Raw genomic sequence first — 22,681 nt, 5'->3', positions numbered from 1 at the left:
ATTATAACGATTAAAGTGATATTGTTCACCAAAATTTGGATATAAAAGTCAGGCTCCCTTAGGCAAATTAAAAAACTCCTTTTGCAGGAGTTCTGCAAAGGAGTTTTTCCAATAAAAAGCTATCTATATCCCTCAGTATTGGCCGGTTTCCCCGCCTCCTGAACCTCAACCAAATATCGGAAAGCATCAGGCTGCGAACCGTCCAGATCATGAAAATTGTACATTTTGGCCAGCTGGCCACTAGAATAGGACCCGCCATTCAACCGTTTATTATCAGGATCTTTTGCTATGGCACTAATTGCACGGCCTATATACCTTGGTGTTTCTGAGATCACGAAATGTGGTTCCTTTTCGGCTGCGTCTTTCCAGTTCTCTTCTGTTACCCCAAACACCTCGAGCATGATTTCAGAACGCATCCAGCCAGGTGAAACAGCAACCGCTGTGCAATCATAAGGAGCAAGTTCATGTGCCAGCGCTTTAGCCATGCGGATAACCGAGCTTTTAGCCAAATCATAAAATAGAGAAAGACGGTAACGATTTTGATTGTACTCCTCTGTTCCGTCTGTGATTTCGGCAACTAATCCGCCTTTGTTTTTGATCAGGAGCGGAAGGGCATAATGACTTGTGATAATATGCGTATCAATCGCCAGACGAAGCATTCTCATCCCCTTCTCCAGGGAATGCTCCCAAACAGGTATATCCCATTCCATCAAATTTTCGCTTCCCCATATATCATTGACGAGGATATCCAGCCTTCCCTGTTCCCTCTCTATTCTTTCAATCAATGACTGCACCTGTTCAGGTATCAGATGATCCACTTGGACAGCAATACCATTACCACCCAGTTCGTTGACTAATTCAGCTGTTTCTTCAATGGTTTCCTTACGGCCATATTCCGACATCTGATTTCGTGTGGTACGACCTGTAACATACACTGTAGCTCCTGCAGCCCCCAGTTCCATGGCGATGCCGCGGCCAGCTCCCCGTGTTCCTCCGGCTACCAATGCAATTTTTCCTTTTAATGCCGTCATTCCTATCTGCCCCCTTTTGTGTTATATCTATACTATAATCATTAATGTTGACATCCAATGTCATATTTAACATTTTTATTGTCCAGGAGTGAAATGAATGCGGGCTGACAGACTCATTTCTATATTATTATTGCTTCAAAATAACGAAAGAATGACCACAAGGGAATTAGCAAAAGAATTGGAGGTAACAGAACGCACCATACACCGGGATATGGAAGCCTTAAGCGCTGCAGGCATTCCAGTCCTCGCTGAACGCGGAAAATTTGGCGGATGGAGACTGCTTGAGAAATACAGAACAAATCTTACCGGGTTAAAAGCAGATGAAATTAAAACACTGCTTCTCTCCCCTTCTTTCCAGCACCTTGCGGATCTAGGAATAAGCGATGATTGGAAAGAAGCACGCCAGAAACTCCTTGCAGCGATTCCCGCTCCAATGAAAGATGATGTTAAAGACATTTCCAACCGGATTCATATTGACACCGGCACTTGGAGACAAACACCACGGGAAATGAAGTCATTTGGAATAGTACAGCAGGCCGTTTGGGAGGAGAAAAAACTTCAGATTCAATACGAAAAGGCCGGTAAACAAACGAGTGAAAGAATTGTTGAGCCTTTAGGACTGGTAGCTAAAGGGAACATCTGGTATCTTATAGCTGCTTCTGATGAGAAGATAAAAAGCTATCGTGTTTCAAGAATAGTGGATGCAAAACTGCTTAAAGAGAATTTCAGCAGGCCGAATGACTTTGATCTCGCTGGCTATTGGCAGGAATCGAAGCAAAAATTTATTAGCAGCCTGCCTAGGTTTGAGGTAGAAGTGGAGATGGCTCCAACTATTATTCAGCGTATTAATTTTACTGGGAGATTTGTACAAGTTATACACCTGGATAGCCCTAAGCATGATGGATGGATTCCGGCAAGTCTTTGCTTTGATACTGAACAAGAGGCTAGAGAGTATATACTTGGGTTTGGGAATCAAATTAAGATTGTAAGGCCTGTTTCGCTTAGGAAAAGTGTTAGGGGGATGGCTGAAGGTGTGGTTAATTTATATAGTGAAAATGAGAGATAAGCAGAAAAAGTATTCTTGAGATCAGTAGTGCCTTTCTTAATCATTGACGTACTAACTCTAGGTCAACTCAACTCCTTCCATTCTGCACTCTACTGTATTCTATATATGTCACAATACATAAGATTTGGTGAGTTTACTCCTTAATTGCTGTTTAACTAAAAAAACCTTAAAGGGAAAGATTTCACTCTATAATTGTCAAATCATATCTTTATATTCCTTATAAACTACGATAGTTTGCAGTTATTTTATTCTTGCCCTGGATGAATAAATTAATTAACGATACGTTAATCACCCACTGCAAAAGTAACTAACCAGTTCAAATTTATGCTATAATATAGAATATTCAGACTATTGAAGGAGCATAGCAGATGAAACAAAATATTATTGACATTGTCCAATCACAAGTGATTGCATCAATCAAGGAAGAAGACGACCTTGAAAAGGCAGTCCGGTCAAAAGCCAACATCGTCTTCATCCTTACTGGAAATTTGATTACGATGAATGGATACCTGAAAAAACTAAAACAAGCCGGCAAAACTACCTTCATCCATATTGATTTCATCGATGGACTGTCCAACACAAAGAGTGCCATTAAATACATAGCAGAAATCTGGAAGCCAGCCGGCATCATCACAACGAAGAGCAACCTGATTAAATATGCAAAGGAAGAAGGCCTAATGACGATCCAGCGCCTTTTTCTTATTGACCGCAATGCTCTTGTCAAGGGTATCGATATCGCACATAATTGTAGGCCGGATGCAATCGAAGTTCTTCCTGGTCTTATGCCATCTGTTATTGATAAACTGACGACAATGACAGCGCTGCCGATCATCGCTGGCGGCCTGATCAGTCATAAGGAAGACATTCTGAATGGATTAGGGGCCGGTGCACTCGCCATTTCCTCTGGTGATCCAAAGCTCTGGAACCTGGATCTTTAACCAAATAGAGCTCAATTCACAAGAGTTGAGCTCTATCTCTTTTCAAGTTCCAACCTCTTCCTGATTTTCTTCTTCTGTCTTTCTTTTTTTCTTAAACCTTGGAAAACGCACTCTCGTAATCTCCCTCTCTTCAAAGTAGTTTCCTATCTTTGTAATGGTGAATGTAACCAACGTTGCGAAGATGACGATGGTATAAAATCCTGCTCCAATTCCAATCCCGACTCCCCCAGCGTAAAAGATCATCGCAGCTGAAGTCAGCCCCTTTACTCTCAACCCGTCTTTCAAGATCACACCTGCACCAAGGAAACCCAGACCTGATACAATCTGAGCTGCCAGACGCATAGGATCCATCACTTTTCCGCTATCCGGCTGACTTAGCAGCTCCGCGCTTTCGATCGAAACAATCGTAATCAGTGTACATGCCACCGACACATACGTATACGTTTTTAAACCAGCCGGCTTATTTTTCGATGTCCTGTCCCATCCGATTAAAAATCCTAATACAGCACTGACCACAATCCGAAAATAAGTCTCATAATGCCAGAAGAATTCAGTCATATACTCCATGTAAACCGCCATCCAACCAACTCCCTTCACGATAAAAAGAGACCACGCCATGAAACGAATGCTAAATCTCCCCACTAAAAGTGGGGAAATCATAGTGTTCGCTTCATAGGTGATCTCTTTTGCTCTTCCTACAAGCCGGGTATATTTTCGTTACTATTAATTATAAAGCATTTGCTGCTCCACATCAAGTATTATTCTAATAATTCAGAATATACTTAAATATCCTGCCGAATATGCATTGTCACACCAAAGCCCCCATATGATTAAATTAGGAAATAAAATAGTGGGTGGAGATGAAGAGAGCCCTGTGCCAATTGTGTGTACGATGATCGTACATTCTGTTGTCATGGGGTTCTTTTCATTTTTACATAAAAAACATTTTTAAAAGGAGGAAGTTGGTTGAAAATTAAATCAATTAGCTGGCTAGCTGCTTTTATTCTCATTTTAGGAATCGGAATGTTATTAATTCCAGCACAAAACGCCAAGGCAGAAGATGCAAGCATACCCAACCTGTTGATCACGGAATTGATTCCTAATACCGATAACTACGCAGGTTATGATGCATTTGAATACTTTGAGCTTTATAACAATAGCCCGGATCCAATCGACCTGAAAGGATATCGATTCGCTTCCCGTAATTGGGACGAAGAAATCGAGGAAGCATACATTTTGAAGCCTTGGGAAACAGTAGTGGTCTGGACAAGAACCGCATCAATCAGCCCTATTTTACTGGATGCATTTAACTATAACTATTTCTTTTCCTACAAAAGTAAGTATTTAAAAGAAGAGGATACAATCATCCTTGGCAACATCGGCGGACTAGTCAATGGTGGTAACACACTGACCGTTTATGACCCCGATGGCCATGAAGTCGTCAGAGCGGATTATGCAGCAGAGGACGTTTCTCTAAAGAAAACAATCACCTTTACCTATCCTAAGGGCAATACACGGAAAATGGAAAAATTATCAATAAACCAAAACCCGACTCCGGGATGGCTGGTAGAAGATCAAGCCCCAGCTCGTCCAGTAATAGATAAAGAAGCACCGCATCCACCGGTCAACCTGGAGGCGGCTGCTGGCAGTGGAAATGCTACATTGACCTGGGATGCATCTTCTGAAACAGATCTATTCCGTTATCATATTTACAAAGATGGCCATTTCGAATATTCAGTAGATGCATCACAAACAGAATTTCCCCTTTATATGTTGATCGGCAACCAAACGTACTCATTACAAGTAAGCGCAGAGGATACATCAGGGAATGTATCGGAAAAATCGGCCCCTGTACAAGTAATACCAGAACACCAAATCATTACTCAGCTTGAACGATGGAAACATCAAAAAGATCCTGCCTATCAAAGTCTATGGGATATCAGTTCGGAAGGACCGGTGATTGCTGGCCTAGCGCAAGGACTGGTCCCCCAAGGATTAACCTATTATAAGAAAAAAGACTGGCTGCTTACCATAAGCTATGTCGATGATGGAATTCGGCCTGGTACCATTACCGTAACAGATCGCACGACAGGCAAACTGTTAAAATCCGTTGTCCTTTACAACACAGATGGCACACCGTATACTGGTCACGCTGGCGGCGTTACCGTCAGTCGCGATCATGGCTGGGTAGCTTCCGAGAATTACTTGTTCAGCTTCAATTTAAGTGATCTGGAAGAAGCGGAAAATAACGGAGAAATCCAGTTCACAAAACAAATACCATTACCGGTCGAGGCGGCTTACACAGTTTATGATGAGGGCATTCTCTGGGTCGGAGAATTCTATGAGGCAAGCTCCTATCCGACCGATCCATCTCACCATATTGAAAACAGGGATGGAGAAATGCACTACGCCTGGATGATCGGCTTCAATTTGGAACGAAACAACGACTTGCTTGCTGGAGCCCATTGGGATGGCTCACCTGAGCACAATGCTGTGCCGGATTACGTCCTTTCAACAACTGGAAAAGTCCAAGGCGCCATTATACAAAAAGCAGCAAGGAATGGCATCAAGCTAAGTACATCCTACGGAAGAGCAAACGACAGTGTACTATATCGTTATGAATACCCATTAAAAGAAGACCCTCATTCCTATGCCACTGTTGAAGGAAAAGAAGTACCCCTATGGTTCCTTGATGGGCACTCTGCTAAACCACGCCAAAGTATCGAAGCAATACCAATGCCAGAAGGAATCGTAGAAGTACAAAAAGAACTCTACGTCGTGTTTGAGTCCGGAGCAGATAAATACCGCTATACGACCACCTATCCGATGGACAGGATGCTCAAAATTGATATGAAGAAATTGATGATGGATGATAAAGAAATCGAATAACACAAAAAAGGGAGCGGGATTCTATTACCGCTTCCTTTTTTAATATCATTTTAACGATAGCAATCCACTCACCGAGGGTAAGACATAATCTGGCTTCCACGGAGAAACCCTCAAGTCCTCCTTGGTAGTAATCCCACTAAGTACAAGTACTGTTTTCATTCCAGCTTCGATTCCCATCCGGATATCCGTTTCGAGGCGATCACCGATCATCACACATTCATCCGGCTTAAGCTGCAAAATTCCCAATGCTGTTTCAATCGTTAGAATGGATGGCTTTCCGATCTGTACATCAATCGTTTTCCCGGCAACGGCTTCCACCGCACCGATCATTCCGGCACAGTCCGGAACATCGCCGACCTCCATGGGACAGGTTCTGTCAGGATTGGTTGCAATCATCTTTGCACCAAGCTTTACGGACTGATAGGCAAAATTCAAATGATCGTAGTGAAAATCTCGATCCCATGACAGCACAACGACGTCGATCTCTGCTGGTGTCAGCCCTTCCCGAAATCCGGCAAGTGCCAGTTCATCTTTGATTGGCTGCTCTCCAATCACATACAATGCGGCATTAGGATGATGTTCCCGCAAATATTCAATCAAGGTAAGTGTCGGATTCAAAATGTTCTCCAGTCTCGCATTGATCTTGAAGCGGCGCAACTTTTCCACATAACGCTGACGCGATTCAATCGTCTTATTTGTAAGGAATAGCACTTTCTTCCCCTCATTGAAAAGGGAATTCACCACTGTATCTGCTCCTTCAATCAATTGCTTCCCAAGATATACGGTGCCATCCAAGTCAAAAATATATCCTTTCAAGTTTCTCATTGGTCTCCTCCATCCAATAAAGTGAAGCTTCGATCAGTTGGTGTCTTACTGCACGTTAGACTCAATAAAAAATTCCTTGAGCATGACGATTCCTCCAATTTAATAATTGGATGCCGCCTAACCCAAGGAATCTCCTCATCTCTATCCTTGTTTCTATTTACCTATAATGCTTTCGTCATCATGTCTTCACCGATGACGACCTTCAAGTTGTTAAGCTTTGCCACCTCTTCTTCATATGGTTCTTTATCTGACAAGTGGACTAACACAATCTCACCGATCTTATCCAAATCATACTTCTCTACCACTTCAAAAAGACTGCTGTGGTTACCGGCCACTTTACGGGCAGATGTCGCCTCATGAATTAACATATCTATATGGTCATACTGTCCGATTCGTGCGTTGATTTCCGTATCACTTGAATAAACGACTACTCGACCCGGGCATCGTACCTCCAGCCCAACAGTAGGAACAGAATGAAGCGCTTTAAAACAGGAAAACGTCATCTCCCCGCCTGACAGCAGCTCCTCTTCCTGATCACCATCAAATGTTTCCACCTCAATGGGAAAGGCGATCGGCCACTTGTCAGCCTCCATTGTCGCCAGCCATTCGTGAAGCTTTTTCTCATTACGGTAATCGCAAAAAATCCGTAAAGGCTTTTTCCTGTCTTCCAGCCACATCCCCCACAGCAAAGATGGCAACCCATATATATGGTCGATATGAAAATGGGTGAACACCACTGCATCGAGCTCACTTAAGTCTATCTGCATCTGCTTCAGTTTCCTGCAAGGATTGCCGCTGACATCGACCAGGACATGATAACCGTCATTCGAAAAGCAAATTGAAGTATTATCGCGATTGGAACCGGGATAGGCACTTCCCGTTCCCAAAAAATGAATATCCATTTAACCACCACCTATTTGATTCCTGAATGCATGAAGCTTGATACGAATTGTTTTTGGAAAATGAAGAAAGCAACTACCAATGGCATGATGACCATTACCGTACCTGCAGCGACCATTCCCCATTGTGCTCCCGTTTCATACGATTGCGCAAACAAGGCAAGTCCGACGGTCAACGGCCGGGACTCGACAGAATCCGTAATAATCAACGGCCACATGAAGTTGCTCCAATGGTGACTGACGGACACGAGCGCAAACGCAATATATGTCGGTTTTGCTGATGGAATGTATACATGCCACAGCGTTTGATACCATTTACAGCCGTCTATTCTCGACGCTTCATCGAGATCATACGGGACCTGCTTAAAAGTCTGGCGCAGCAGGAATACCCCGAATGCTGATGCCCAATACGGCATCATGACGGCCAGCTTCGTATTAACGAGCCCAAGCTGGCTAATAACCTGGTAGTTCGGGAACAACAGAATTTCAGGCTGAATCATCAGCTGGAGCAAAAACAAGATGAACAGTACATTTTTTCCTTTGAAGTTCACCCGCGCAAAAGCAAAAGCTGCAAGCGTAATCGTGAACAACTGGACTATCAGCACGCCAAATACGATGACGAACGTATTGATGTAGTATTGGATAAATGGTGCAGTCTCCCACGCTTTCACATAGTTTTCAACTGTTGGGTTTGAGACCCAGAACGGAAAACCTCCATTGATCACTTGATTCCCGGGAGAGAAAGAAGTGATGATTACCCAAAGCAGCGGGATAAACGAAATGATCCCAAGAACAATAATGATGCCATAGTTCAGTTTTTTCATCGATTCTCACCCTCCTTAATAATGGATTTTCCGATCAAGGTACAAATAGTTGAATGCTGTGATCCCCAGCATGATGACAATCAAAATCACGGTCAGAACGGCAGCTTTGCCAAGATCCCAGTTCGTAAATGCCGCTTCATAGATATGATAGAGCAGCAGATTGCTGGCATTATCCGGTCCACCCTTAGTCATAATGTACAAGTGGTCGACGTTCTTGAATGAATTCGTAATCGCCACGATCATGACGAACAGCGTCGTCGGCATCAGTAGCGGGAACGTGATATGACGGAACATCTGGAGCGGTTTCGCCCCTTCGATCTCAGCCGCTTCATAGACATCTCTCGGTAAATTTTGCAAACCAGCTAAATAAAAAATCATATAAAAACCAGCATCTTTCCAAATGATCATGACAATCATTACAATCATTACTGTATTGGGATTCCCCAGCCAGTTCGTGTCCCCTGCCCCGAACAAATGAAGGAAGTTATCGAGCAGTCCGTACTGAGGGGTGTAAATGAAAAGCCAAATATTCGCTACCGCAATTAACGGAATGATTGTCGGGTAGAAAAACGATGTCCTAAGCAAGGAGCTTCCGGCCATTTTTTTATTCAGCCAGATGGCAAGATACATCGCCAGGAACAAACTCGTTGGCACTGTCCCAATCATGAAGATGATGTTATTCAGGATGACCTTCCTGAATATCTCATCAGCTAAAACTTCTTTATACTGATCCAATCCGGAAAACTGCAGCCGGGTCATCGGACCACTGTAGAAGCTTAACTGGATCGACTTGAGAGTTGGGTAAAACGTAAACATAGTTAAAAAAATGAAAGAAGGAAACAGTAATCCGTAAGCGAACAGATTGTGCCTCGTTCCGGAACTGAATTTTCTTCGCTTCGTTGTCATCAGATCTAACCCACCTTTCTTGTGAATAAAGGGAGCCCAAGTCAGCATATTTTCACCTGAGCTCCACTCCATTCACTCCACTGCTGCAGCTTTTATTACTGAAAAGGCTTCAGCACTTCTTCTGCTTTCTCCTGAGCTTTTTCCAATCCTTCGTCAACTGAGCTTTGGCCAGTCAAGATCGATTGAATATGATCATTGAAAATTTTCTGCACCTCACCATTTTGGTAAGTTGCCAATTCGCTATCCGCATATTCCAATTGCTCGCGGGCAACAAGTGCAGGCGGGAATTCCTCTACATACTTTTTCAACAAGTCCGTTTCATAAGCAGATTCTCTAGTGGCGACATATCCTGTATCGATAGACCACTGTGCTACACGCTCAGGTTCCGTAAGAAATTTCATGAACTTGACCGCAGCTTCTTTGTTAGCTTCGGGAAGATCTTTGAACAAGTAGATGTTTCCTCCTCCAGTCGGGGATCCATACTGATTATTTGCCGGCAGGAATGATACACCGAAATCAAAGTCTGCATTGTTCTTCACATTTGTCAGATTACCTGTCGTGTGGTACATCATTGCTGTTTTTCCGCTCAAGAAGTCAGAAGGAACTGTCGCCCATTCAATGACACCCTCCGGCATGATCTTATGCTCTTTTCCAAGGGACAACCAGTAATCCATCGCTCCTTTTGCGTAAGGTGCGTTGAAATACACTTTCTTTCCATCTTCAGACATGATGTTGTCTTCAGTCTGAAGTGCTAAAGCCTGGAACATCCAGTATTGATATCCAGTACTCGGGATTTCAAGACCCCATTGGTCCTTACCGCCATTTTTCGTCAGCTTCTTACCGTATTCCACCAGCTGATCCCAGTTTTCAGGTGGAGCTTCCGGATCCAGTCCGGCCTCTTTGAATGCGTCCTTGTTGTAGTATAGGACAATTGTGCTGCGCTGGAATGGCAAGCTGTATACCTTATCCCCGATAGAAGAATTCGCCATGAATCCATCGTAAAAATCATTTAAGTACTCTTCGTCAAACAAAGGTGTCACTTCCTCGATCAGGTCGTTCTCAAGTAAGGTGAAAAGATCGATTGAGAATAAAACAGCAAGTTCAGGCGGATTCCCTCCCTGCGCTGACGCCATCACCTGAGTCATAGTTTCAGCATAACTGCCGCCATATTTCGCATTGACCTTGATATCAGGATTTTCTTTCTCGAATTCTTCTACAATTCCATCAACAATGTTCGCTACATCCCCGCCAACCGCAACCGGGAACCAGAAATCAATCTCAGCCGTTTCTTCCACTTTAGTGTCACTGCTGCATCCGGCAAGGACAACCAGTAAAACTAAAACGAATGATAAAAACTTAACCTTCATGCCATTTCCCCCTTAATATCCATTTTTTCATAAAAAAACCCATGAACAATAACTGCATCACAAAGAAGTGTCATGCAATTTATTGATCACAGGGAATCTCCGCATCTCTACCCTAGACAATAACCTGTCTAATATATATGTCTTATTACTCACAATAATAACCAATAGTTTGCAATAAAATTTTGAAGGTTTTATCATAGAATTTTTATCTTACTAAAACAATTGAAATCATGAAAAAAGGTGCCTGCCCCCTTAGGCATTAACGTTTTAACGCAGCCGGGGTCAGACACCAATAATCCAAATACGAGCCTCCTCAATCAATTTTGAGGCTCGTTTTTAGGGCAGGAGTCCATTTATGTGACTCCTGAAGATAAATTAATTTCATGAACTATTTCACTTTTTAATGAACTCAGACAGCTTTGCTTTATAGGCTATTTATATGTTTTTACACGAATTCTTTTCTTCCTTATCCCCTATATTTAATCGCTAGTCCTTTTAAGAAGTTTCTGGCAAAATTGTCTAAGCATACTTTATAATTTTTATGTCCTTCTTTTCTTAAAAAAGCTCCGAGTTCTCCTTTTGATACGTTTAATCCAGCTTTTTTGAATACATCTATCATGTCCTCTGTTGTTAAGGACAAGGCGATTTTGGTTTTCTTTAAAAGAATATTGTTTACATTTGTATTATTTTCTATGGATGGTTCTGGCGTATTATTTTGACCTGGTTTTGGCTCTTGTTTACCTCTTTTATAAATTATGAAGCCATTCAAAAATGAATTTAACATACTATTTGTTAATTTTATTTGGCTGTCATTCTCTTCTTCATCATCTGTCTTTTTGAGGATCTTTACCACCTCTGGTACGGACACCTCTATTCCTCCAAGTTTAAAGATCTCTGCCATTTCACTATTTTTGATTTCTAACGCATATCTCAATCGAATTAATATATCATTATTATCCATCAGCTTACTTCCTCCTATTTTTCACTGCTCTTTATTACAACAGTATCCATTTAAATATCTTAAGTCTATCATAGCCGAACCCTCACAATGAGAAGAATTCGGAAACAAATAATTTAATATGCTTTAGCACCCAAAGAGAGTATATGGATGAAATAAAAAATCGCACAGCATTCCACTGTGCGGCACTAATATGTATATTTGGCGGGACCGCCTGGGAATCAAACGCAGCTGAGCTGGCACGCACCAGAACCCCGCAGATGAAGCAGGGAGTTGATAAAATGGATAAAACACAAAGTGGCAAGAAAATCGTATCTGTCAACCCTCACACTAAAAAAGTGGGAGATAAAACTGTTAAGGTTCCTGGCCATCGTCGTTCTACACCAAATTATCCTCTTAAGCCTTCAAACTCTCCAAAGTTCGCAGGATTCACATTTTTTGGGACATAAATAAGCAGGGAATGGCATATCATGGATTAACTAAGGGTGGCATCTTTCCTCCCCTTAGTTCTGGTGATTTCAACCAGAAATGCGACAATAGGTAAATCTTGGTGTATGGGTGGATAGTCTTAAATCCACCCTTTTTTATGTAGATAATTTGCTTCTTTGTATGTATATAATTCTAACAAACTTTAAAAATTGCCTCTAATACATTTACTACAATACTGTTACCGGCTAATTTGTATAAGGTGGAGTTTTTATAATTTCTTCTACCTGGATACTCTTTTAGTACCTCATCGAAATCATCATCAGTAAAACCCATTAGCCTCCAACATTCACGTTCACTTAGTTATCAATAATGCCCATCCTCAATTTAATAATCCCTGCATATGGACACCTATCTTGTCTTGTTGAGATAGTCCAACATCGTTTACAGCAAGCCTAAAACAGTCTTTAGATAAACTGCTCGAATACCGTTAGAGCATATTATTATTTTTATTAAGTATTATTTTCATATATGTATATTTGGCGGGACCGCCTGGGAATCGAACCCAGCTGACCTGGCACGCAGGTCACAAGCGGTTTTGAAGACCGTGGAGGGCACCAGCACCCCAATCAGCCCCGTAAAGTGTAATGTTATCAAGGTTCTTAGACATGTTTCACTCGGTCTTATAAAAAAGTTCCCAACGGACTCGCCTACGAACCACAAGTACCATATTACTATTTTTAATAGTAACTTTCAATAAAGAAGTTTCTAATTAACCTTTTCACAAGTCAGTATCATTAACCCTCTTTTAGTAAAATCCCTATGAATAACCTTATATACTCCTTCAAATGTAAAAGTGTTATTCAACTGAAATTTTTCCCTGTTGTAATCATTATCCTTAACCACTACAATAATCTGATTATCAGGAACTCGTATTGCTGCAGAGTCTTCAACTGAAAAGGATTTATTATCTACAATGGAAGGAACTAAAACTGGATCACCAGTAGTACACTCAAATATTGGTTCCCCAAAGTCATTTTCTCCCACTTTCTCACAAACTTCTTCACCTGGTAAGTCAATCATTACATTACAATGTCTCATTAAGGATTTATACTTTCCTCCACGTTTAGTAATGGATTCAGTAATAACTAAATACTTCTCATTGTCTAACGTCACCATATCGCCTTGTGAGACAGTATCAATAGTATGTATATGTCTTTCTTCGTATTCAATTAAAGGTGGTTAGTAATAACTAAAATTCTTACCACATCATTAACTAATACCTTTTGTCCTGCTTCATTAAATAAAAATTCTAAGTCGGCTGAATTGGCTTGAAACACTGTTCTAACCTCCCGTCCATATTATTTTAAAATAGATTATCCTTCTTACCCACTTATTACCGCATCATTACCGAGTGCTTGTATTTTTCATTACCGCAATGATTACCGCCTTACGGGTAATTACCCAGACCCCTCGGTAATCAAAAATTAGGTAGTTTGATTGTCGGGTAACAAGAGTTAAAATTTACTTTTCTACAAAATAAACTCAATCAGAGAACAACATAAAAAAGTTAGATTCATTCTGTAATTGTTCATCTGTTTTTAGCGTTCTAATTTTCCGTTCTAATTGATCAATCCGATTCATTAAATTCTCATGGAAATCTGAAACTGTCATATCATCCATTTTGTATGACTTCATACTGGCAGGATTATTTGCAATTGATTCAAGAATAGACAATGCAGCACGATAAATATTTTTCTTGTTAGTTGCTGATTCAGGGTTGTATTCTGGGAATGGCTGTAAGTCGTTTTCTTGAAGGTAAATAGATAGTTCATCCTGTCTTAGCGTTATACCTTTAGTTTCTAATTCTAAACGTTGAAGGTTGTTCATATAATCATCCCTTTCTGATTGAAAAAAAAAACACCCTCCAAAATATGAAGGGTTTAAACTAGTGGTGCTAATTAAAAGACTAATCCATCTAAATCGGGTTTATCTCTCACAGTATACTTAATGATGTCAATATCCTTTAATGTAATTTTATCTCGTACTTCATTTGTTAACTCTCCACTTTCCCAATCTGAAACAAAAGATGTAAAGATAAAACTCTGTGTATCTTCAACAAATTTTACTTTATGGAATCCAAATGTTCTATTATTTCTTTGTCTATTTTCTCTGTATGTTACTGAGTATTCTTTATCTTCTTCAATAATTAATGACTTCAATGAGTTAATTGCGTTAAGCCAATCTTTATCCCTCATCAAAGTTAGTCTTTTTTCCATATCCTTATACTTTTGGACATTATCCCCCATTATAAGACACCTCCCTGTTATCTACTTCATTCGACATAAAGGGATATATTCCCTTTTTAAAACAATACAATCAGTGATCCAATTGTTACACAAATATAGATTAAACTTTTCAGGTTATCAGGTATGAGTTTATCTTTAACCATGTATGTACCATATGTACCTTTAACCTTTTTCAATTTGATTGAGCGAGGTGGAAAATCATCATACCCTTCCTGTTTCTTTAGTTTCTTTGGTAATTTATTTTGGGAGACAAACCTTCCTTTCTCATCACGTGGTAAATTGTTAAAATGACCCTCTCCAGTTAAATTTCTCTCTAATATGTTTTTTTGTCTGTGAGTCATTTTCATTTTCCTTTCGTTAATTTTTTTATGCTTGTCCTGCTGCTAATAATCATTTGTCTCCAAATAGACGAAGAATATACTAAAAATCTATAAAAATATTTAATATGAAATAATTTAATATAAAAAGAGAGTGACTTTGCAACCACCCTCTCAACTTATAACGTTGTTCTCCTACTTAGTTTTAGCATTGACTAAATATAATGTATTAGAAGTTCAATCTTGGAATTAACTCTTTTTCAGTAAGGAGTGATTTTTAAGTTCAAAAATGTCATATAAAACCTTCTCAACAATATCTACTGCCTCAGTAAGAGTATAGTAACTAGGAGTTTTCATTTTATGAAGAGCATCATTTCCAAACTTGATTACCTTTTGCAAAATTAATGCTTGATGAAGAATAATAAATTTTTTATCGTATAACTCAAAAATTTTCCCGCCTAAACTTTCGTGTTTTCGTATTATCCCTTCTTCATCTGGAATTTGAATTCCATTTTCGTCATATAAGTAACCCTTTTTTATACCTAAGTGAGTACAAATTCCCTCAATTAAGGTGCGTAATCCAGCAGCACAAAGAATATCATGACCTTTACTAAAGGATTCAATAATTTGATTGTAAAGATTTTGGATACTTTCCGGTGCATTTTTAAAGTGCTTTGCCTTTCTATGAAACATTTTTTCTTCTAATTTTTCTTTAATACTAACCTTTTGGGGTTCTTCAGGGTAAACAGTGAAATCATCAACCCAAACTTGTTCACCACTATTGATATCCCACATATCCTCGCTACCATATTGTCTTACGAAACAAATAACATCACACCCTAAGCATTGAGCAATATGGTGTTTTTCATGCCAATGAAAATCATCGTTTACTTCACTTGATTGACTATGTGTATATAAAATTTGGTGGTTTGTCTTTTGTTTGCAACTCGAACAGTAAACCTTTTCATCAAGTTTTTCCATATAGTTATCCCCTCAATATATTAATACTATTTTTTTAATAAGTTATGATTTTTGAGGTTGTAAATATTTTCAAGTAAATTCTCTACAACTTCAATGGCACTATATAATTCTTCTGATGTCGGCTCAACTAATTCATGAGTAGCAGCATTACCTATTTCCCGAATCCTTTGAAGAATGAGGGTTTGATACCAAATAATATACTCTTTTTCATAAAGACCATTTATTTTTCCTTCTATACTCTCTTTTTTTCCCTCTTGAGTTAGAGGGTTCTTGTTTTCATCATATTTAAAGCCTTTGATTATTTTCAATTCATTACAAATTGCTTCGATAAGTGTACGTAATCCAATTGCACAAAGTAGATTATGCTTTCTATTATAAGAAGCAACTAGTTGTTTATATATTTCGGATATATTTTTTGGAATCTCAGAGGAATAAATAATATCTCCCTTAGTGGTTACTCTCATTGAGACTTTCGGCTCTTCAGGAAAAATAATTATTCTTAAATCCTTTTGATTACCTTGTTCATCAACATGTGGATCATGATGAATATCTGCATATGTAATTGTATCGCAGCCAGCACACTTAAGAATGGCATGGGTTATTAAAAATTCATGTACATTACTTATTTTAATGGATTCATAGTGACATGTAGTAATTAAATGATTTGTTTTCTTACCACAAGTCCTACAAAAAACTTTATTCTCTAAAAATTCCATTTACATCACCCAATACTATTTTACCTCCAATAATTGTAAAGGGGAACAATAAAACAATATTTTCTTGGGTGTGTAAAGTGGTATGCTAGGCGGCTCACTTTTCGGTTTAAGGGTATTTACTGGGTTATAAATCACCTGAAATATACCAATTGAATTACCCCTATAATATTCATTCCACCGCCTTTAAGTAAGTAGTTTACATAATGCATGTTATAGGAAGTTGTTTTGTACCCCAAAAAAATGTTGTTACAATGCAATTTATGAGGATTTTTAAAAGTAGTCTAGTTTACAATAATTTAACTTACTGATTATTTGTTGTCAATAGCCAGCCCTCTAATAACATGTGCGTGACAGTGGATATATTAATCTCAATATCAATCCCTTGCCACGCCTACATTCCTATTTAATTGTCAAGTATTTTCACTTTACCCTTCGTTATCTTTGTTGTCCATATTCGTGTCCTTATTATTCCCTACACTATTCCCCTCACTTACAATCCTATCTAATTCAAACTGTACATCAGAAGTATATGGACTATCCTCTAACACTCCAATTAAACTTATGGCTCCCATTTCCCTCAATGCCTGTAAGTTCTCTATAATTTCCTTATCATTACTTGGAGTTGCATACTGGAACACTACATCAATTGTTTCAAACTCATCATCAGAAAACTTGATTCCTTTATATCCTAACAACTTTCTAATCTTCTCAAACCGTTCCTCCAAGCCCTCTCTTATAAACTGTTCATTCATACCTGCCTTGATATTAGCCAATTGGAATAATAACTTGATACTTACTTCACTCAAATTACTTATATCCGTCTTATTCATACTGACAGCAGGTGTTTGAGAAGTATCTAATAGAGATTGCAGCAATGTCTTATAAATGGTTTCAAATGACTTATAATCCAACTGATTACCTACAAACTTAGCATCTGCTCCATCATCAAGATTAATCCCTTTACCTATTACTTCACTAGGCAATGCTTCACCTTTTAACTGTTGTCCTTGAGTCACAAAGATTGGATCAATAAACTTATAAAAGGAATCAGTATACTTACTAATCAAATCCTCCATTGAATCGAGAATACTTATCCAATCATCTAACTCTGAACGATCTTCAACATCTGATATTTCATTGTCATTATGATAAACAATAGGTAATCCACTTAGATTAGCAAACCTTTCAACTAACCTCATATCTCCACCAGCATTATCATATTTACTTACTACATCTTCCTCATACACTACATAGTAGGAGATACCATCACAAACAAATGATTCAATAAAAGCCAGGAGTTCTCACTGTATTTGCAGCAAGTTCTTCCCCATTAAAGGAAAGAAACAATAATTCATTGTTTCCTTCTGTTTCAGATATATATTCTCTTAATAAGTTTACTGATTTAGTAGAAATAGGCACAGTCCTTGCCCTTTTAGTTTTAGTTTCATGTGCTTCCAGTTTAATTGTTCCTTGCTTAAGGTCTACATTTTCACGTTTAATAGCCAATAACTCAGATATTCTAACCATAGTATCTAGGGGTGTGAAAATAACACATTTATCCCTAAACCCTGCATAATATCGGTCATCTATTTGACCTAGAATTAATTTGATTTCAGCAGGTGTTAAAGATTCTATAGTATCCTCTGGAGTTTTTAAAATTTTAATATCTTCATGAATTGGAGAGTTTAAAAACCCTGCCTTATGTGAGTATCTTAGGAATGCTTTCAGTGGTCTAATTCTAATGTTTACAGTTACGGGAGATAAATCTCTTTCTTCAAGCATATAAGCGATATAATCCCTGAATACTTCAACTGCTATTTCTTCATTTTTTAAATCACGTTGGGTAAATTCACAGAAGTAAGTGAAGTGGAGATAATGGTCATCAATTGTTCTTTTTCCAAGCCCTTCTGTTTTCTTGATGTCCATGAATCGTTCAAACATTTCCGTTAGAGTTAAATCTACTTGGGAAACAGGTTTTCTAGTGGTGTATTGCTCACCCTTAGTTTTTACTTTCTTTCTTGTGAAATAAGAAGACATAATAAAACCTCCTACTATTTTGATATAGTGGAGGTAGACGAGGAATTCACACGGTCACACATAGTCGGTCTAGTGTGTAACCTGTAAATTATATATATTTGACCGTTGGGAACTTTTTATGTAAAACCTTTAAAACCTTGATATATCAACATTTAGCAACTTTCAGGTTTTGAAGACCGTGGAGGGCACCAGCACCCCAATCAGCCCCGTAAAGACTCTTCCTATTATAAGGGCAAATGGTGCTGTTTTCAAGACTAATGCTTCCTTTCTTGTCGTATCGCGGCACAAGGCTTATAATAAGGACAGGAAAATATGTGTGTAGGTGAAGGAAATGCTAGAAGGCTGGTTTATGTATTTTATTTTGTTTTGGGTTGTTGTTTTGATTTCTTTCTTCGCGATCGGCGGCTTTTTTATGTTCCGCAAATTCTTAAAGCGCATGCCGAAAGAAGATGGCAAATCGGATTTGGATTGGGAAGAGCATTACGTTAATGAAACGCGCCATCTATGGCAGCAGAAGGAAAAGGATCTGCTTGAGGATCTGGTAAGTCCAGTTCCTGAACTGTTCAGAGATGTAGCAAGAATGAAGATAGCCGGCAAAATCGGTGAACTTGCCCTAAAGGAAAAGGCAGCGCAAATTAATCAGGACCTCCTGATTCGAGGCTATATTCTAGCCACTCCAAAAAGGGATCATAAATTCCTGCGCAAGAAATTGACAGAAAAACAGATAAATATGACTCCATACGAGCACTTATTTTAGGCCATTTCGGATCACCGGAATGGTTTTTATTATTCAGGGTTTATAAGAGCCAAACATCGATTCAGCACGTGTGGATTGAAGTGGAGGGCGCGAGATCCTCGAAAATGCTGCCGCATTTCCTTCGTGCGGTGTATGTTCGGGGAAGTTTATTCATCGTCCTGCGGGAGTAGTGAACCAGGGGAGGCCCCGCAGGCGTCACGCCAAGGAGGCTCCCGGTAGCCCCGCGGAAAGCGAGTGCGTGCAGAGGAAATACACACACCAAAATTCCAGCATCAAACTGAATTTTTAAAGGATACTCTCCAACTTTGTTGAATAGAAATGAAGAGTACTCTATCCAAAAAGGAGAAATCCAATGTCCACAAAAGAAGTCTTACTAAAACAACTATCCGCCTGCCTCGACCAGCCCAATTGGTTTGTCCCTTTATTAGCAGCCATCGAAGGACTATCAGCAAAAGAAGCATCATTCAAGTCTGGAACCGCCAATTCGGTCTGGCAGATCGTCAGCCACCTTACCTTCTGGAATGATCGCTATCTAACAAGATTCAAAGAATTGCCGCTCGCCCAAACCCATATCGCCAATGACGAAACATTCAGCACCAATGAATCCGTTACTGAAGAGGATTGGCAATCTGCCATAAAGGCTCTTCAAACCGTATTATCTGAGTGGATCAAAGCCCTGGAAGAAAGCAGTGAAGAAAAGCTTCTCTTATCCGCCTATAAGGAACCAATTGAATCCTGGTCGTCTGTCATTTCCAATCTAACCATCCACAACGCCTATCATATTGGACAGATTGTCGAAATACGGAAAATGTATGGACTTTGGGACCCTAAGAATGGGGTCCATTAATCGCAAACGCAAAAAGCCGCCGGGCGCAATGCCCGGCGGCTTTCATTCTATCAAGTTGTTTTCGGATTCCCCGATCCATGCAGCTCCTGATGAAGCTTCCGATAATTCATATACATCGCTATCCTCCACGGTAAGATCATTGAAAACGCGAGAATCCAGAACATGCCGCTCAGCTGACCATAATCAATCGATGAGCTGAGGACCATTTTTCCAATGATCCGGATAACAAGCAATCCTATCAATATAAAAGCGAAAGCTTTGGAACGCTTCAGATAAATGTCGCTGTCTCTGATTTCAAATGAAGAAGTTTTAATTAAAAGGATGGAAAACAGCAAACCAACTGTGGCTGCTTCTAAAATCTCCATTGGAGTTACGCGAAAATAAGGCACGACAAACATAAGAGCACCTGTGCTCATAAAAATCGGCGGCAAGATGATTTTCTTGGCGGAAGCCGGCTTTTTTGCAGCCTTCATGCGGATGAACATCACGAAGATTGCCATAAAAACGGCACCGATTGATGAAATTAATACATAGTCCATTCGATTTCATCCTCTATTTCATTTGATTACTAACCATATTATATCTTAATAGGCTTGATTTAGGTACTCAGAAGGATAAAAGTCATTAAAAAAAGCCACTCCAGCTGATACCCGGACACATCCGTATGTCCAGGGTACCCTGAGTCAGCTCCTAGCTTAATACCCGATTCACTGCTTCTAATACACGGCCTTCATCAAATGGTTTTATGATAAAATCTTTCGCGCCAGCTTCAATGGATTCTACCACTACCTTCTGCTGGCCCATGGCTGAACACATGATTACTTTTGCATTTGGGTTGTCCCTCTTAATTTCCCTGACAGCCTCAAGTCCGCTCATTTCAGGCATTGTGATATCCATCATCACCAGATCAGGCTTCAGATTTTCAAAAAGGTGCACGGCTTCTTTTCCGTTTTCCCCTTCTCCTACAATTTCATGGTCTGCTTTTTTCAAAATGCTGCCAAGGGTAACCCTCATAAACTTTGCATCATCTACTATTAATATTCTCGCCACCGCTGTTTCCCCCTTGTAGTGCATTGGAAGCTATATCTCTATTATACTATAATCATAGTAAAAAATACCCATAATTACAAATTAATAAACATCTTGGGGAATAAATTCATTTCCTTTTGTGAAAAACACTCTTCCACGCTCAAAGAACACATATTAGAATATATCTAAGTATCAGATAAATAGCAATTGAAAGAATATGACAAATTTCGACCAGATCGCATAGCCCTTTTTACTTATAGCAAAAAAAAGCACATTCCATAATTGAATGTGCTCTTGCTTTTAAAAACCAGTAAATCCGCCAAAAAACGGCGAAAGGAATATGATTATTTTTGTCATCCAGTCAAAGAATAAGACAACACCCATAATCATCATTAAAACACCGCCGATTTTCATGATCTTGGCGCTGTTTCGCCTGATCCATTGCATTTTTCCTATAAAGAAGGAGAGAACAAAGAATGGAATAGCAAAGCCAAGAATATACGCAAACATGTAAACCATGGCCGAATTAGGATTTGTGACAGCTAATGACCACACTGCCCCTAATATTGGGCCCGTACATGGAGTCCAGCCTGCTGCGAATGCCATTCCGATCAAAACTGAGCCAAAAAGGCCGGATGGACGGTTTTTAAATTCAAAACGCCTTTCCTTCATAAGAAATTCCGGTTTAATAATACCTACGATCAATAATCCAAAGATGAATACAAAGATAGCACCAATTTGCCTGATTAAATCCTGGTACTGCTGAAAGAATTGGCCAAGCAAAGTCGTGCCGAAACCAATTGCGATAAAAATGGCCGAAAATCCGATCAGGAAGAATAGCGTATGAAGCATGCTCCTTCTCTGCAGCATTGCATTCTCTTCTTTAATCTCCCCTACAGACATTCCGGTAATATACGATAAAAACGCCGGATATAATGGCAGGCAGCAAGGCGATACAAAGCTTAAAAACCCTGCCCCTAATGCAATAAATACATTCAAATCTGTCATAGTCACAACTCCTGATACTCATTCATTCCCTTTTCATTCTAACAAATCCCATATAGAAAAGATAATGGATAGAATGTGAACATTTTGTGTCCCGAATATTTCACACATTTCTGAGTAAACCACCTGCTATTATATTAATTCATATTAAATTTCAACCTAAAACATGTATTTTTAATGTAAATGTTAATAAAGTTTAAAACAAGTTTCTTTTGAATTAATTACCATTATTCGATATACTAGGATAGGACTTAACAAATTCTGTTATTATCTTTCAGCTTTTGACATGGAATCGAATTGGCAGAGTAAAACCTACATATAGGAAATTATCAGAGAGGAACTATTGGCCATGTGTAAACAGGAACTGCTTACATTGATTGAACAAAAAAGAACAGAGTTAATTCAAGTGGCCATGAAAAGCGGCTTAAGCTCTGCCGCAGCAATCCGGTACAGCCAGGAACTGGATGCCCTATTAAATGAATATAACCGAACCTTTATAAAAAAAGTGCAGACACATTAAGAAACAGCCATGCAACCAATGCAGGCTGTTTTTT

28 protein-coding genes and 1 tRNA gene are annotated in these 22,681 nt (G+C 39.4%); 7 read left to right on the top strand and 22 right to left on the bottom strand.

Features of this window, described 5'->3' with window-relative positions; all coding sequences use genetic code 11:
• Positions 1–119: 119 nt before the first annotated feature.
• Positions 120–1,031: an SDR family oxidoreductase gene (locus DFO72_RS12990; protein WP_113882080.1), complete on the bottom strand. Its 912-nt coding sequence runs from the start codon at positions 1,029–1,031 to the stop codon at positions 120–122.
• A 97-nt stretch (positions 1,032–1,128) separates the two neighbouring features.
• Between DFO72_RS12990 and DFO72_RS12985 the strand changes: the two genes are divergently transcribed.
• Together DFO72_RS12985 and DFO72_RS12980 are read left to right on the top strand one after the other, a co-directional pair.
• A complete protein-coding gene (locus tag DFO72_RS12985; protein WP_113882079.1) occupies positions 1,129–2,097 on the top strand; it encodes a helix-turn-helix transcriptional regulator in 969 nt (322 codons plus the stop codon).
• Positions 2,098–2,465: 368 nt separating this feature from the next.
• A complete protein-coding gene (locus DFO72_RS12980; protein WP_113882078.1) occupies positions 2,466–3,035 on the top strand; it encodes a glycerol-3-phosphate responsive antiterminator in 570 nt (189 codons plus the stop codon).
• Positions 3,036–3,077: 42 nt separating this feature from the next.
• On the opposite strand, the gene DFO72_RS12975 is transcribed toward DFO72_RS12980, so the two are convergent.
• Positions 3,078–3,614, bottom strand: a complete 537-nt coding sequence (locus tag DFO72_RS12975; protein WP_243856141.1) for an MgtC/SapB family protein — start codon at positions 3,612–3,614, stop codon at positions 3,078–3,080.
• 332 nt (positions 3,615–3,946) lie between these two features.
• The gene (locus tag DFO72_RS29470; protein WP_166672474.1) at positions 3,947–4,123 is read right to left on the bottom strand and encodes a hypothetical protein; all 177 of its coding nucleotides are present in this window, start codon (positions 4,121–4,123) and stop codon (positions 3,947–3,949) included.
• Between DFO72_RS29470 and DFO72_RS12970 the strand changes: the two genes are divergently transcribed.
• Positions 4,116–5,924, top strand: coding sequence for a lamin tail domain-containing protein (locus tag DFO72_RS12970; protein WP_166672473.1), 1,809 nt, complete (start codon positions 4,116–4,118; stop codon positions 5,922–5,924). The two genes, DFO72_RS29470 and DFO72_RS12970, sit on opposite strands and share 8 nt — an antisense overlap.
• 45 nt (positions 5,925–5,969) lie before the next feature.
• Here the strand turns inward: DFO72_RS12970 and DFO72_RS12965 are convergent, their stop codons facing one another.
• From DFO72_RS12965 to DFO72_RS12940, 6 genes are all read right to left on the bottom strand, one after another.
• Complete coding sequence (locus DFO72_RS12965) at positions 5,970–6,749, bottom strand: HAD-IIA family hydrolase (RefSeq protein ID WP_113882076.1); 780 nt, start codon at positions 6,747–6,749, stop codon at positions 5,970–5,972.
• A gap of 161 nt (positions 6,750–6,910) precedes the next feature.
• Positions 6,911–7,651, bottom strand: coding sequence for an MBL fold metallo-hydrolase (locus DFO72_RS12960; RefSeq protein ID WP_113882075.1), 741 nt, complete (start codon positions 7,649–7,651; stop codon positions 6,911–6,913).
• A gap of 11 nt (positions 7,652–7,662) precedes the next feature.
• The gene (locus DFO72_RS12955) at positions 7,663–8,472 is read right to left on the bottom strand and encodes a carbohydrate ABC transporter permease (RefSeq protein WP_113882074.1); all 810 of its coding nucleotides are present in this window, start codon (positions 8,470–8,472) and stop codon (positions 7,663–7,665) included.
• 15 nt (positions 8,473–8,487) lie between these two features.
• Complete coding sequence (locus DFO72_RS12950) at positions 8,488–9,378, bottom strand: carbohydrate ABC transporter permease (protein WP_113882155.1); 891 nt, start codon at positions 9,376–9,378, stop codon at positions 8,488–8,490.
• 95 nt (positions 9,379–9,473) lie between these two features.
• Positions 9,474–10,745: an ABC transporter substrate-binding protein gene (locus DFO72_RS12945; protein WP_113882073.1), complete on the bottom strand. Its 1,272-nt coding sequence runs from the start codon at positions 10,743–10,745 to the stop codon at positions 9,474–9,476.
• A 466-nt stretch (positions 10,746–11,211) separates the two neighbouring features.
• Positions 11,212–11,706, bottom strand: coding sequence for a DUF1456 family protein (locus tag DFO72_RS12940; RefSeq protein ID WP_113882072.1), 495 nt, complete (start codon positions 11,704–11,706; stop codon positions 11,212–11,214).
• Between the two features lie 143 nt (positions 11,707–11,849).
• Here DFO72_RS12940 and DFO72_RS12935 point away from each other — a divergent pair, with 143 nt between their 5' ends.
• Positions 11,850–12,152 (top strand): hypothetical protein, encoded by a 303-nt coding sequence (locus tag DFO72_RS12935; RefSeq protein ID WP_113882071.1) that lies wholly within the window; start codon positions 11,850–11,852, stop codon positions 12,150–12,152.
• A 172-nt stretch (positions 12,153–12,324) separates the two neighbouring features.
• Here the strand turns inward: DFO72_RS12935 and DFO72_RS30580 are convergent, their stop codons facing one another.
• The 10 genes from DFO72_RS30580 to DFO72_RS12890 form a co-directional block, all read right to left on the bottom strand.
• Positions 12,325–12,465 carry a hypothetical protein gene (locus DFO72_RS30580; protein WP_309472960.1) on the bottom strand — a complete coding sequence of 47 codons (141 nt, stop codon included), beginning with the start codon at positions 12,463–12,465 and terminating at the stop codon, positions 12,325–12,327.
• A gap of 204 nt (positions 12,466–12,669) precedes the next feature.
• Positions 12,670–12,766: transfer RNA gene (locus tag DFO72_RS29465), tRNA-Sec, on the bottom strand.
• Positions 12,767–12,897: 131 nt separating this feature from the next.
• The gene (locus DFO72_RS12925) at positions 12,898–13,308 is read right to left on the bottom strand and encodes a hypothetical protein (protein WP_134177244.1); all 411 of its coding nucleotides are present in this window, start codon (positions 13,306–13,308) and stop codon (positions 12,898–12,900) included.
• Between the two features lie 366 nt (positions 13,309–13,674).
• Positions 13,675–14,019, bottom strand: coding sequence for a hypothetical protein (locus DFO72_RS12920; protein ID WP_113882069.1), 345 nt, complete (start codon positions 14,017–14,019; stop codon positions 13,675–13,677).
• A 71-nt stretch (positions 14,020–14,090) separates the two neighbouring features.
• A complete protein-coding gene (locus DFO72_RS12915) occupies positions 14,091–14,438 on the bottom strand; it encodes a hypothetical protein (RefSeq protein ID WP_113882068.1) in 348 nt (115 codons plus the stop codon).
• Positions 14,439–14,494: 56 nt separating this feature from the next.
• A complete protein-coding gene (locus tag DFO72_RS12910; protein WP_113882067.1) occupies positions 14,495–14,779 on the bottom strand; it encodes a hypothetical protein in 285 nt (94 codons plus the stop codon).
• Positions 14,780–15,004: 225 nt separating this feature from the next.
• Positions 15,005–15,736, bottom strand: coding sequence for a DUF4145 domain-containing protein (locus DFO72_RS12905; RefSeq protein WP_113882066.1), 732 nt, complete (start codon positions 15,734–15,736; stop codon positions 15,005–15,007).
• A 26-nt stretch (positions 15,737–15,762) separates the two neighbouring features.
• Positions 15,763–16,452 carry a DUF4145 domain-containing protein gene (locus tag DFO72_RS12900; RefSeq protein ID WP_113882065.1) on the bottom strand — a complete coding sequence of 230 codons (690 nt, stop codon included), beginning with the start codon at positions 16,450–16,452 and terminating at the stop codon, positions 15,763–15,765.
• Between the two features lie 425 nt (positions 16,453–16,877).
• Positions 16,878–17,699, bottom strand: a complete 822-nt coding sequence (locus DFO72_RS12895; protein WP_243856140.1) for a phage portal protein — start codon at positions 17,697–17,699, stop codon at positions 16,878–16,880.
• A gap of 34 nt (positions 17,700–17,733) precedes the next feature.
• The gene (locus DFO72_RS12890; RefSeq protein ID WP_113882064.1) at positions 17,734–18,489 is read right to left on the bottom strand and encodes a tyrosine-type recombinase/integrase; all 756 of its coding nucleotides are present in this window, start codon (positions 18,487–18,489) and stop codon (positions 17,734–17,736) included.
• A 331-nt stretch (positions 18,490–18,820) separates the two neighbouring features.
• Between DFO72_RS12890 and DFO72_RS12885 the strand changes: the two genes are divergently transcribed.
• Complete coding sequence (locus DFO72_RS12885) at positions 18,821–19,246, top strand: DUF2621 domain-containing protein (protein WP_113882063.1); 426 nt, start codon at positions 18,821–18,823, stop codon at positions 19,244–19,246.
• 352 nt (positions 19,247–19,598) lie between these two features.
• Positions 19,599–20,093, top strand: coding sequence for a DinB family protein (locus DFO72_RS12880; RefSeq protein WP_113882062.1), 495 nt, complete (start codon positions 19,599–19,601; stop codon positions 20,091–20,093).
• A 50-nt stretch (positions 20,094–20,143) separates the two neighbouring features.
• Here DFO72_RS12880 and DFO72_RS12875 read toward each other — a convergent pair whose 3' ends face one another.
• The 3 genes from DFO72_RS12875 to DFO72_RS12865 all read right to left on the bottom strand — a co-directional run bounded on the left by DFO72_RS12875 (position 20,144) and on the right by DFO72_RS12865 (position 22,130).
• Positions 20,144–20,632, bottom strand: a complete 489-nt coding sequence (locus DFO72_RS12875; protein WP_113882061.1) for a CcdC family protein — start codon at positions 20,630–20,632, stop codon at positions 20,144–20,146.
• Positions 20,633–20,783: 151 nt separating this feature from the next.
• Positions 20,784–21,143, bottom strand: a complete 360-nt coding sequence (locus DFO72_RS12870) for a response regulator (protein WP_113882060.1) — start codon at positions 21,141–21,143, stop codon at positions 20,784–20,786.
• 279 nt (positions 21,144–21,422) lie between these two features.
• Positions 21,423–22,130, bottom strand: coding sequence for a cytochrome c biogenesis CcdA family protein (locus DFO72_RS12865; RefSeq protein WP_113882059.1), 708 nt, complete (start codon positions 22,128–22,130; stop codon positions 21,423–21,425).
• A 346-nt stretch (positions 22,131–22,476) separates the two neighbouring features.
• On the opposite strand from DFO72_RS12865, the gene DFO72_RS12860 reads away from it, so the two are divergent.
• Complete coding sequence (locus DFO72_RS12860; protein WP_009330553.1) at positions 22,477–22,647, top strand: aspartyl-phosphate phosphatase Spo0E family protein; 171 nt, start codon at positions 22,477–22,479, stop codon at positions 22,645–22,647.
• Positions 22,648–22,681: the final 34 nt, after the last annotated feature.

It is taken from the genome of Cytobacillus oceanisediminis, from assembly GCF_004366035.1.
Taxonomy (GTDB): domain Bacteria; phylum Bacillota; class Bacilli; order Bacillales; family Cytobacillaceae; genus Cytobacillus; species Cytobacillus oceanisediminis_C.
This window is presented reverse-complemented; position numbering and strand designations above follow the sequence as displayed.